At 73.5% G+C, this 11509-nt stretch carries 9 protein-coding genes; 2 read left to right on the top strand and 7 right to left on the bottom strand.

Annotation, left to right across the window (positions count from 1 at the left end; translation table 11 throughout):
- Positions 1-538: 538 nt before the first annotated feature.
- Positions 539-1318: a TetR/AcrR family transcriptional regulator gene (locus SCAB_RS48965; RefSeq protein WP_267893203.1), complete on the top strand. Its 780-nt coding sequence runs from the start codon at positions 539-541 to the stop codon at positions 1316-1318.
- 25 nt (positions 1319-1343) lie between these two features.
- Here SCAB_RS48965 and SCAB_RS03530 read toward each other — a convergent pair whose 3' ends face one another.
- The 5 genes from SCAB_RS03530 to SCAB_RS03510 form a co-directional block, all read right to left on the bottom strand.
- Entirely contained in the window at positions 1344-1790 is a 447-nt protein-coding gene (locus tag SCAB_RS03530; protein ID WP_012998678.1) for a hypothetical protein, read from the bottom strand.
- Between the two features lie 125 nt (positions 1791-1915).
- Positions 1916-4048 (bottom strand): SpoIIE family protein phosphatase, encoded by a 2133-nt coding sequence (locus SCAB_RS03525; RefSeq protein ID WP_012998677.1) that lies wholly within the window; start codon positions 4046-4048, stop codon positions 1916-1918.
- Between the two features lie 118 nt (positions 4049-4166).
- Positions 4167-4508 carry a VOC family protein gene (locus SCAB_RS03520; protein ID WP_012998676.1) on the bottom strand — a complete coding sequence of 114 codons (342 nt, stop codon included), beginning with the start codon at positions 4506-4508 and terminating at the stop codon, positions 4167-4169.
- Between the two features lie 114 nt (positions 4509-4622).
- On the bottom strand, positions 4623-5099 hold the full coding sequence (locus SCAB_RS03515; protein ID WP_012998675.1) for an iron chaperone: 477 nt from the start codon (positions 5097-5099) through the stop codon (positions 4623-4625).
- An 89-nt stretch (positions 5100-5188) separates the two neighbouring features.
- Positions 5189-5656: a pyridoxamine 5'-phosphate oxidase family protein gene (locus tag SCAB_RS03510; protein ID WP_012998674.1), complete on the bottom strand. Its 468-nt coding sequence runs from the start codon at positions 5654-5656 to the stop codon at positions 5189-5191.
- Positions 5657-5833: 177 nt separating this feature from the next.
- On the opposite strand from SCAB_RS03510, the gene SCAB_RS44415 reads away from it, so the two are divergent.
- Positions 5834-9034: a LuxR C-terminal-related transcriptional regulator gene (locus SCAB_RS44415; RefSeq protein WP_012998673.1), complete on the top strand. Its 3201-nt coding sequence runs from the start codon at positions 5834-5836 to the stop codon at positions 9032-9034.
- A 15-nt stretch (positions 9035-9049) separates the two neighbouring features.
- Here SCAB_RS44415 and SCAB_RS03500 read toward each other — a convergent pair whose 3' ends face one another.
- The gene (locus tag SCAB_RS03500) at positions 9050-10429 is read right to left on the bottom strand and encodes a DEAD/DEAH box helicase (RefSeq protein ID WP_012998672.1); all 1380 of its coding nucleotides are present in this window, start codon (positions 10427-10429) and stop codon (positions 9050-9052) included.
- 158 nt (positions 10430-10587) lie between these two features.
- The gene (locus SCAB_RS03495) at positions 10588-11508 is read right to left on the bottom strand and encodes a phosphatase domain-containing protein (protein ID WP_162934696.1); all 921 of its coding nucleotides are present in this window, start codon (positions 11506-11508) and stop codon (positions 10588-10590) included.
- Between the last annotated feature and the right edge of the window lies 1 nt (position 11509).

Raw genomic sequence — 11509 nt, 5'->3', positions numbered from 1 at the left:
GGTCGTGCGGTCGGGCAGTGACCCGCAGTATTCCTCTGATTTGTTAATGTGCCAATTCAAGCTCTTGAGTGCGGCTGCCGCTGGAGTTGCTGTCAAGGTGGCTGCGGCAAGGGCGGCCACCCCCACCGTTAGTCCCGCAGTGAGAGCTCGAACGCGCTTCTTCAACTGGTGCCTCCATGACAATTTGTAGTCGCTTGTTTTCCCTATGTTTGACCTGGGTATCATTCCATATCGGTCCCCTTTGTTTGGGGTTGAATTTCGGCCATTCATGAATGAAATCCAGTCGCCTTCTGATAATTTGAGATATTTTGTCCTGCTGATTGAAAGATTGTGAGGCCAATCTCCCTCGCGCCATGAGTGTAACTCGATGCTCCGAAAGTCGGATGACGCCTGGGTTGATATATGGCCAGTGCCGATATGGGGCGATATTACGGGTGTGTCGCGAGGGCCCGTTCCTTGTAGGTGGGCTGCTTTGGTGGATTGATGGCGGATTTGGCGTAGTTCGGTTGTGATGGTTATTGCGTGAACAGGCTGATATGTGAATATAGATCGGTTCTTAAAGTGTTGCCTGCTCGGCATTCTCCATATACTTTTGTCGTCGGGAGCTGGGTATACCTCCCTCGGTGAATTCGAATCGAGGCCACTTCGTCGCCCACGAGTCAGGTCCGGCGCGGCACATTGTCTGCTCACACCAGCCCTCGTTCCCCGCGCCTCCCATCCCACCCGCGACCGTGTCCTGGAGGCCACCCTCGGCTGTCTCGTCCGCAACGGCCACGGCGGGACCACCGCGCGGGCGATAGCGCAGGCCGGTGGCTTCGCGCCCGGAGTGATCTACTACCACTTCGCGGACCTGGACGACGTTCTGGTGGCGGCGCTGGAACGGACCAGCGGGGCCCGGATCGACCGGTACCGGGCGGAGCTGGCCGGCATCGACCGCGCGGTGCCCACGATCGCGCGCCTGCGCGAGCTGTACGACGAGGACACCGCGACCGGCCACATCGCCGCGGTCCAGGAGCTGTACGCGGGCGCGCGCCCCGGAACCCGGCTGGCCGCCCAACTGGCCCTGGAGACTAAGAAGTGGGAGGACCTGGCCGAGCGTCAACTCGCGGTCCTGCTGCGCGGCAAACCCCTGGGGTCGGTCGTCCGGGTCCGCGCACTCGCCGGCGCGGCGGTCGCCCTCTACCTCGGCATGGAAACCCTCACCCACCTCGACGCCGACCGCTCCCGCCCGGCCACCCTCTTCACCCAGGCGGCCCGCCTCGCCGCGGTCTTCGACCGCGTACCGCGCCTGAGGAGACGGGCGCCCGGGGGGAGATGAACGAGCCGGCCCGCCGCGCGCGGGCTCAGGTCGTCTCGATCCTGCCCTGCTTCACCAGGTAGTGGGCGGGGTCCGAGCAGCCCAGTGACGGGGTGAGCAGCAGGCTCACCGTCAGTGGGGCGGGTTCCGTGCTCGCCGTCGAGAACGTGCAGACCGCGCCCTTGCCCGTGAGGGGGTACCAGAACCAGCCGTCGGCGTCGCCGACGGTCGCGCGGTCCGACTCCTTCCAGGTGCCGCCGGACCGGGTGAAGACCTGGAGGCGCACGGAGGCGGCGTACTCGTCCTGCGTCGAGCGCAGCGCGGTCAGCGTGACCCGGTAGTCCGAGCCCAGCGTGGACGAGGCGATCCGGTGGGTCTGCTGCCGCGCGGCGGAGTCCGCGGTCGACGCGCCGGCTCCGGCGGCGCCGAGTGCGGCCGCCAGCAGGAGGGTGAGGGCCGCGGTGCTGCCGCGGCGGGTGCGGTTCGCGTTCATGTGTTCCCCCGTCGGAACGAGTCGGTACAGGGAGAGAAGGGTCGGTACAAAGGGTCGGTTTGTGCCGTTCGGTGAGGAAGACGAGCCGGGCACCCCTCAGGTTGTACGGCGACCGCCGCCCTCTCTCACGTCGCGTGGATGAGCAGCAGCGCCATGTCGTCGCTGCGCGGCGCGGAGCGGCGGGCGTGCTGGACGAGGGTGTCGGCGACGGCGTCCATGGCGCGGGGCCCCGCCGGATCGGCGCGGGCGAGCGCGCGGGCGAGGCCGTCGACCGCGTCGTCGATGTCGACGCCCGGGGCCTCCACGAGCCCGTCCGTGTAGAGCGCCAGCACGGAGCCGGCGGGCAGTGCGATCTCGGTGGACGCGTAGCCCGCGCCGGGGTCGATGCCGAGCAGGAGGCCGGGCGGCAGCCGGAGGGCCTCGGTGCGGCCGTCGGGGTGGCGCAGCAGCGGGGGCGGATGCCCGGCGGTGGCCAGACAGGCGGTGCGCGCGCTCAGGTCGAGGTGGGCGTAGAGGCAGCTGGTGAACAGGTCCGGGTCGAGGTCGGTGAGCAGCCGGTTGGTCCGGGTGAGGACTTCGTCGGGGGCCGCGCCCGCGGTGGCGTGGACGGCGGTGCGGACCTGCCCCATGAGGGCGGCGGCGTTCACGTTGTGCCCCTGCACGTCGCCGATGGCGGCGGCGGCCGTGGTGGAGTCGAGACGGATGAGGTCGTAGAAGTCGCCGCCGATCTCCATGCCGAGGGTGGCCGGGAGGTAGCGGGCGGCCACGTCCAGACCGGCGACACGGGGCAGCGTGTGGGGCAGCAGCCCGGCCTGCAGGTTGCGGGCGAGCTGGTGCTTGGCGTCGTAGAGCCGGGCCCGGTCCAGGGCCTGCGCGATCAGTCCGGCGGCGGAGATGAGGACGCCACGCTCCTCCGCGGTGAAGGGGTGGGGCCGGTCGTAGGCGAGGACGAGGGTGCCGACCGGGCGCCCCGAGGTGATCAGGGGGAGGAAGGCCCAGGCGGCCCGGGCGTCCGGGAGGAGCGCGGGCGGATAGGCGCGCTTCAGCTCGGCGAAGGAGGCGAAGAACGCGGGCACACCGGTGGTCAGCGCGCGTACGGCCGGGGTGTCCGAGGTGAGCGGGGCCGCGTCGAAGTGTTCCATCAGCTCGGCGGTGTACCCGCGGTAGCCGATGATCCGCAGTCTGCCGTCCTCCGCCGTCATCAGCGCCAGGGCCGAGGCGCCGAAGGCGGGCAGCACCTGGTCGGCGACCTGGTCGACCACGTCCCGCACCCCGACGGCCTCGGTGAGCGTGGCGGCCAGGTGCATCAGGTGGTAGAGCGTGGTGGCGCGTCCCCGTCCGGCGGGGGAGGACGGACGCGACACGGCGGGGGCCGTCACCGGCACATGGGCGTGCGCCGAGTAGGTCGGCGCGATGTGGACGCTGATACCGGTGGCGTCCGGCACGAGGCTGAAGGACAGCCACCGGTCGGGCGGGCGCAGGGCGGTGTAGGACACGGGTTCCTGGCTGAGCACGGCCGCCCGGTAACTGTCCTCGGCGGTCGGCTCGTCGAGCCAGCGCAACGCCTCCCACGGCTTGGCCCCGAGCAGGTCCTCGATCCCGGCGCCGAGCAGTTCGGCGGCCCGGGTGCTGACGAAGGCGATCCGTCCGTCGGCACCGAGGGAGCAGCAGCCGCCCGGCAGGCGCTCGGCGAAGTCCACCGCGGCCTGCGCCTCGTCGGGTCCGGCGGTCCGCTTCCGGGGCGGCGCCAGCAGCACCGGCTCGGCGGCGGGCCGTACCGGGTGGCCGTCCTCGGCCGCCGTCCGCAGGAGCAGCCCCAGACGGTCACAGGCTTCGGTGATCTTCTCCCGTTCCCGCGGGGTCGGCCGCGGCGGATGCGCGGCCGGCCACTGCAGCACCAGACCGCCCCAGACGTCGGTGCCGGTGGTGATCGGCACGGCGACCAGGGTGAAGCGGTACGGCACGATCAGGGCCAGCCGTGGATACCGGCGCGCCAGCTCCTCCTGCCCGCTCACCGACACCGGCCGGCGCTCCCGGACGGCGTCGGACACCGGGGAGGACGTCTTCAGTGCCACCCGCGTCCAGGGCAGGGAGATGTCCCAGGGGATCCCGCCCAGCACCGCCAGCTGCAGCACCGGCTCGTCCGGTACCGGCAGATACGCCGCCGTCGCCGAGGTGCCGCACTCCCGGGCCAGCTCGGCCAGCACGGGCTCCAGCCGTTGCGGACCGTCGGCGCCCGGACCGGGCAACTCCCTCACCCGCCCCGGACCGGCGGCACGACCGTGCCCCGAGCACACCGAACGTCACCCATATGCGGACCATACGCCTCCGCCGCGACACCGGCATGCCGTCCGGCACGCCCGGGGTCCGGGCCGGTCAGCCCGGACCGCCGCCGAAGGCGATCTCGTTCCCGTCCGGGTCCTCGTAGGTGACCTTGCGTACACCGTTCGCGTACGTCTCCCGGGTCCGGGGCTCCAGACCCCGGCCGGAGATCCCGGCGACGCGGGCGTCCAGGTCGTCGACGAAGACGGTCTGCAGGGCGTGGCCGCCGCGCCCCGGGCGGTGCTCGATGTACACGTAGCGGTGCTCGGCCAGCTCCCACACCGCCTCCGCGTCGTTCGGGAAGAACGTCGGCGGGGAACCGAACAGCCGCTCGTACCAGGAGAGCGCCGCGGTGTAGTCGTTCACCGGGATACCTGCGAAGAGGACGACGGGCATGCTCCCATCGTAGGTGCGGCGGCGGAACCGGACACCGCTCCCGGCGACCGCGACCGCGACCGCGACCGCAACCGCAACCGCGACGGCGACGGCGACGGCGACCGCGACCGGGTCTCAGCCCGCGGCCCGCCTGATCAGCTCGCCGATCCGTGCCTCCGTCTCCGCGGTCGCCTCCGTGAGGGCGTAGGTGGTGGGCCACAGCGCGCCCTCGTCGAGCCGCGCCTGGTCGCTGAAGCCGAGCGTGGCGTACCTCGACTTGAACTTCTGCGCGCTCTGGAAGAAGCAGACGACCTTGCCGTCCCTGGCGTACGCGGGCATGCCGTACCAGAGCTTCGGCGCGAGATCCGGCGCGACGGTCCGTACGATCTCGTGCACCCGTTCGGCGAGCACGCGGTCCGCGTCAGCCATCGCGGCGATCTTCGCGAGCACGTCGTTCGTCGCGTCCGCGGCGGCCTTGCGCGGGTCGCGCCGCGCGGACTTCTTCAGCTCCTGGGCGTGCTCCTTCATCGCCTCGCGTTCCTCGGCGGTGAACCCCTCGAACTTCGCCTCGTCCTTACCGGCGTTCCCGGGGGTCTTCTGCGTGGTGGTCATGATGGATCCCTTCCTCGTGCTGTTCTCTGATCGTCCGAAGGTCGGTTGTGCTCGCAGGGGTGGGCCGGGGGCGCGCCCGGCCCGGCGGTTCAGTCGAGCCAGCGGCCGTCGCGCATCAGCTCACGCCCCGTCAACTCGTCCGCCTCGCGCCACGCCTGGACGCGGCGCGGGGTGATACGGAACCACCGGTACGACGTGGCCGACTCCCGGGGGTCGAAGCCGGTGCGCGCCGCGAACCGGTCCCCGCGTTCCCGCGGCAGCGCGCCGATCGGGAGCACCTCGACCCGGCCCTCGATCATGGACACGTCCCGGGTCGCGCCCAGCCCCAGCCGGGTGGTCCGGTTCGCGGCCAGGTTCCGGCCGGTCGGGCTGTCGGCGGGGGTGGCCACCAGCAGCGTCTCGCCGTCCCAGTCGAAGGACAGCGGCACCAGGTACGGCACCCCGTCCGCCGAGGCACTGGCCACCCAGACGTCGACGTCATGGGCGAGCCGGTGCTCGGTGTCCAGGCGCCGACGGGTACGGGGGCGGGGGGCGGTGGACGGACCGGTCCTCGTCACTGTCTGCTCCTCGGTTCGGTGGGCGGGCCGCCGACCCTGCCGGGCTGTCCGCCCGGTGCGATCGCCGTGGTCACAGCTTGTCCCCCGGGACCCCTGGCCCGCCTCCGTGGTGAGCACGGAATCCACCACGCACGGAATCCACCACGCGGTCACCACGGAGCAGCGGATAATGAGGCGATGTCCACTCCAGCGGTCTCGGCCCGGGAAGCCGAAGTGCTCGCGCTGCTCGGTGAACACCTCAGCAACGCGGAGATCTCCGCGCGGCTGTTCATCTCCGTGCGCACGGTCGAATCGCATGTCTCCGCCCTGCTCCGCAAGCTCGACGAGCCGGACCGGCGGGCGCTCTCCCGTCGCGCGGCCGGCATGACCCGTACCGAGCGGCCGCGCCCGGCGCCCTCCCTCCCGGTGCCGCTGACCGCGTTCGTCGGCCGGGCCCGCGAGCGCGCCGAGCTGGCGGAGGCGGTGAAGACGCGCCGTCAGGTGACGGCGGTCGGCCCCGGCGGAGTGGGCAAGACCCGTCTCGCGCTGGCGGTCGCGGCCGACGCGGCGGGTGACTTCGCCGACGGGGTGTGGTTCGTCGACCTGGCCCCGGTCACCGACCCGGCACGCGTGGGGGCCGCGATCGCGGCGGCCGTGGGCGTGGGCGAACAGCCCGGGCGCGGTGTCGACGCGTCGGTGCTGACCGCCCTGGCGGACCGTCAGGCCCTTCTGGTGCTGGACAACTGCGAGCAGATACGCGACGGCGTAGCGCCGTTCCTGGAACGGCTGCTGGTCGCCTGTCCGGGACTACGGGTCCTCGCGACGAGCCGGGCCCGGATGCTGGTGCCGTTCGAGTGGGTGTTCCCGGTCCCGCCGCTGTCCTCGGACGGCGGCGCGGAGTCGGACGCCGTGACCTTGTTCCTGGAGCGGGCCGCGGCGGTCGGCCGGCCACCGGAACCCGCCGTACGCGACCGGATCGCGGCCGTCTGCGAACGGCTCGACGGAATGGCGCTCGCCATCGAACTCGCGGCCGCGCGATGGCCCACCCTCGGCCTGGACGGACTCACCGCCGGCCTCTCCGACCAGCTGCGGATCCTGTCCGGCGGGCCCCGCGCGGAGGACCGGCACCGGTCGGTGCGGGCGGCGCTGGACTGGAGCCACGACCTGCTGGAGCCACCGGACCGGGCACTGCTGCGCCGGATCTCGGTCTTCGTCGTACCGTTCACCGCCGAGGCGGCCGGGACCGTCGCCGCGTTCGCTCCGCTGGGCGCCTCCGAGATCACCGACGGACTGGGCCGGCTCGCCGAGCAGAGCCTGCTCACCGTGACATCGACCGCGACCGGCACCCGCTACCAGGCGCTGGAGACCATCCGCCAGTACGGCACCGAGCGGCTCGCCGACGCCGCCGAGCTGACGGACGTCCGGTCCCGTCACCTGGACTGGTGCCTGGCCGGGGCGGCCGCGCTCACCGGCGCCGACGGCGCGGACCTGCGCGCCCGCTTCGACGCCCTGGCCGACGAACTGCGCGCCGCCCTCGCCCGGGCCGCCGACCGCCCGGAACACCGCCCGAAGGCCCACCGCCTGGCGCTCGCCCTGGCCGGGCTGACCTTCACCCGCAACCTGCCGGGCGAGTCCCAGCAGCGCTACGAGCAGGCGGCGGCACTCGCGAGCGATGCCGGCGCCGAAGGCGCGGTGGGCTCGGCCGCCGAGACCGCCGTGGAGAGGGCCGGTGCCGCCGCCGCTGCCGAGGCGCTGCGGCAGGCCGCCGCGGTGGCCGGCTGCCGCAGGCTCGGCGACGACATGTTCCGCCTGCACCGTGCCGCGGCCGAGGCCGCCCGGCGGGCCGGTGACAGCGCCGGAGCGGCGTGCGAGCTGGCGGCCGCCGCCACCGTCGCGTACCGCTTCTCCAGCGAGTTCGCCCGGCTCCCGGCCGTGGACGAGGTGACCGCCCTGCTCGAGCGGGCCCGCCGCCGGTTGTCCGCCCCCGCCGGCGCCGGCCTCGCGCCGGACGCGACGGCGTACCCGCCGCCGGACGCCGGGGCCGATGTGCCGGTCGGGGCACCCGCCGCCGGGGACGAGCCGTGGGTGGCGGCTGCCGAGGATGTCTCCGGACCGGTCCATGGGGAGGCCGATCGGTCGGCGGGGCCGGTGTTCGTCTCGTCCGCCGCCGCCGGCCTCGCGCCGGACGCGAAGGCGGACCTGCCGCCGGACGCCGGGGCCGATGTGCCGGTCGGGGCACCCGCTGCCGGGGACGAGCCGTGGGTGGCGGCTGCCGAGGATGTCTCCGGACCGGTCCATGGGGAGGCTGATCGGTCGGCGGGGCCGGTGTTCGTCTCGTCCGCCGCCGCCACGGCCGCCCTCGCCCTCGCCGAGGCCGCGGTCGTCGCGGATGCCTTCGGCGCGGTGCAGGGGGACGTGGACAACACCGCGCAGGAGACGGTCGGTTACGCGGAACGCGCCGTCGGTCTCGCCCGGCGGGCGGGGGACCCGGTGGCCGAGTCCGCCGCCCTCGACGCGCTCTCCGGTGCCTTGACCTGGGCCGGTGACTCCTTCGGCGCGGCCGCCGCCGCCCGGCGCCGGATCGAGGTCCTCGCCCCGGTACCGCCCACCCCCGCCCGCACGCACGAGCGGATGGACGCCCTCGCCATGGCCGCCGGGACCGCCCTCGGCGTGGGCCGGCTGCCGGAGGCCCGGCGCTGGGCCCGGCAGCTCGCCGACCAGCAGCTGTTCGCCGAGGTGCAACACCACGCCACGGCCTGGCTGCTGGTCGTGGACGCCTTCGCGGGCCACGCCGGCGACGTGCTCACCGCCAGCGAAGCCTTCCTCGACGCCTGGCGGCGCAGCGACCGCAAGCGCTCCTTCTCCCTCGGCCCGGCCGCCGCGTCGGTCGCCCTGGTCCACGGCCTGCGCGGCGACCACGAGGCACGGGAGGCCTGGCTGGGCATCGTCACCGAGGCGGGCACCGCGGCGGAGCACCACCACGGCTACGGCGCGGTCTTCGACGCCATGGTCCTGCTCCACCACGGCGACCCGGAGGCGGCCCTGCGACGGCTCGCACCGGCCCCGGACGAGGTGTGGAAGTGGGTCTCCTGGATCTGGCTGCACTGGTACGTGGGCCTGCGGGCGGAGGCGTCGGTGCTCACCGGCCACCCCGAGGCCCGCGAACGGGTCGCCGCGGGCCGGACCCTGGTCGCCGGGAACCCCGTCGTGACGGCCCAACTCGACCGCGCGCAGGCCCTCCTGGACGGTGACCTGCCCCACCGGACCGCCCTCGCGAAGGCGTTCGACGCGGCGGACTGCCCCTACCAGTCGGCCCGTACGCTGCTGCTCGCCGGGGACGGCCACACCGCCGCCGGCACGACGGCACTCGCCCGCCTCGGCCTCGCGCCCGGCTCCTGACGCGGACCGCCCGGGTCAGCGGCTCTTGCGCACCCGGGCCGCCGCGCGGGCCTCCGCCGCCTTGCGGGCCTCGGCGGCCTTGCGGGACTCCTTCGCGGGACGGCCGGGACGGGTGCCCATGCCGCGGAAGGGCGCGTTGCCGCCGCTCGCCTTCGGCGCGGCCGGAGGCCGTCTGGCCCCGGTGATCGCGGTCAACTGCGCCTCACCGGACCGCACCTGAGTGACCGTCGGGCGGATCCCGGCGTCGGACATCATGCGGTTCACGTCGCGCCGCTGGTTGGGCGTGACCAGCGTGACGACCTTCCCGGACTCGCCGGCGCGCGCCGTGCGGCCGCCCCGGTGCAGATAGTCCTTGGCGTCCGCGGGCGGGTCGACGTTGACGACGAGGTCGAGCGCCTCGATGTGGATGCCCCGCGCCGCGACGTTGGTCGCCACCAGCACGGTGATCAGGCCGTCCTTGAACTGGCCGAGCGTGTGCGTGCGTTGCGGCTGCGACTTGCCGCTGTGCAGGGCCCCCGCCCGTACCCCGCTGGCCCGCAGATGGCGGGTGAACTGGTCGACGCCGGCCTTGGTGTCCAGGAACATCAGCACCCGGCCGTCCCGTGCGGCGATCTCGGTGGCGGTCGCGTACTTGTCGGCGCCGTGGATGTTCAGCACATGGTGTTCCATCGTGGTGACCGAGCCCGCGACCCGGTCGACGGAGGCGGGCACCGGGTCGTGCAGATGGTCGCGCACCAGCTGGTCGACGTCACGGTCGAGGGTGGCGGAGAACAGCAGCCGCTGCCCGTCGGCGGGGACCTGCTCCAGGATCTCCGAGACCTGCGGCAGGAAGCCCAGGTCGCACATCTGGTCCGCCTCGTCCAGCACCGTGATCCGTACCTGGTTCAGCACGCAGTCCCGGCGCGACACCAGGTCGGCGAGCCGCCCCGGCGTGGCCACGAGGACCTCGGCGCCGGCCCGCAGCGCGGCCTGCTGCTTGTTGATCGACAGCCCGCCGACCACCGTCGTCAGCCGCACCCCCAGGGTTTCCGCGTACGGCGTCAGCGCGTCGGTCACCTGCTGCGCGAGTTCCCGGGTCGGCACCAGGACCAGGGCGAGCGGACGCTTGGACTCGGCCCGCCGGCCCGCCGTGCGGACGAGCAGCGCGAGTCCGAACGCCAGCGTCTTGCCCGACCCGGTCCGCGCCCGGCCGAGGACGTCCCGGCCGGCCAGTGCGTGCGGCAGCGTCGCCGCCTGGATCGGGAAGGGTTCCGTCACGCCGAGGTCGGTCATCGTCCGCAGCAGCGCCGGCGGCAGCCCGAGCGCGTCGAAGGACGCGGCCGGCGGCAGGTCCCCGGTGGGCCGTCCCGAGGGGGCGGCGGAGGAGGGCCCGGAGGCCGGCGGCTTGGCGTTCATGGAGAACCTTTCCTGGTCTGTCGCCCGGAACGCGCCGGGGCCCGTACCCCTTGGGTACGGGCCCCGACGCTGACGAAGCGCGCCCCCATTTTACCAGCGGACACCCACCGGCCCGCCCGCGTCGCCCCCGGCCCGCGCGACCTCCCTCGCCGCGTCGGCTAGAAGCTGCCGTAGTTCACCTGCCAGGTGGGCAGCCCCATCCGGCGCCACACGGCGACCACCCGGTCGCGGTCGTCGAGGGAGACCCGCACCGCGTAGCGGTGGCGTACGTGCCGGTCGAAGAGCTCCGCCTTCACCACGTCGTCACGACGCTGGTCACCGGCGGCCCGCATCCACAGCTCGTCGTACGGCACCTCGTGCGCCCGCAGCCACGCCTCCGTCCGTCCCCGGTGCTCCTCCCCGCGCCCGGAGAGCAGGACGACGGCGTCGCCGTCGGCACCGCGGAAGGCACGCAGCGCGCCCCGCACCGACACGTTCAGCAGATCCTCCTCGCAGCGGGTGAAGTCGTACGCGCCCCGGTCGCCCCGCAGGGCGAGGGTGCCGTCGATGTCGCACATGACCGCGGAGGGGAGCGCGGGGTCGGCGGTGTACGGCTCGACGGGGTGCTGGTCGTTCAGCCACTCCGCGGTGAGCCGCCAGCCGCCCCGGCGGGACTTCTCGTGCTTGTCCGCGAGGATCCGGATGATCTCCTCTCCGACCGGGCGCTCCCGCGCGGCGTCGCGCCGCAGGCACTCCTCCAGCGGCACGTCGGTGAAGTCGTGCACGACGAACGTGGCCAGCCCCGCCACCGCCGCCTTCAGCCGCTTCGGGATGTGCGGTGTCATATGGGTGTTGTCCACCACGACGTCGAAGCCGCCGTCCACCGCCGCCCGCACCGCCGCGTCCTGGATCGCCAGCACGGTCTGCTCGTGCGCGTACGACCGGCGCCCTGCCCCCTCCGGCAGCGGGACGTCGAGCATCGCCCGCAGATCGTCGAGGTTGACGCGGCGCATCCGCCCCTCCGCCTCCGCCTGCAGCCCGCGCGCGGCGGTCGTCTTCCCCGAGGCGGGAAGGCCCGTCATGACGTGTACCACGGGCACG

It is taken from the genome of Streptomyces scabiei 87.22 (genome assembly GCF_000091305.1).
GTDB classification, from domain to species: domain Bacteria; phylum Actinomycetota; class Actinomycetes; order Streptomycetales; family Streptomycetaceae; genus Streptomyces; species Streptomyces scabiei.
This window is presented reverse-complemented; position numbering and strand designations above follow the sequence as displayed.

Excerpts from the sequence above, each read along its gene's own strand:
- SCAB_RS03530 (WP_012998678.1), bottom strand. The coding sequence starts at position 1,790 with ATGAACGCGAACCGCACCCGCCGCGGCAGCACCGCGGCCCTCACCCTC.
- SCAB_RS03520 (WP_012998676.1), bottom strand. The coding sequence starts at position 4,508 with ATGCCCGTCGTCCTCTTCGCAGGTATCCCGGTGAACGACTACACCGCG.
- SCAB_RS03515 (WP_012998675.1), bottom strand. The coding sequence starts at position 5,099 with ATGACCACCACGCAGAAGACCCCCGGGAACGCCGGTAAGGACGAGGCG.
- SCAB_RS44415 (WP_012998673.1), top strand. The coding sequence starts at position 5,834 with ATGTCCACTCCAGCGGTCTCGGCCCGGGAAGCCGAAGTGCTCGCGCTG.
- SCAB_RS03500 (WP_012998672.1), bottom strand. The coding sequence starts at position 10,429 with ATGAACGCCAAGCCGCCGGCCTCCGGGCCCTCCTCCGCCGCCCCCTCG.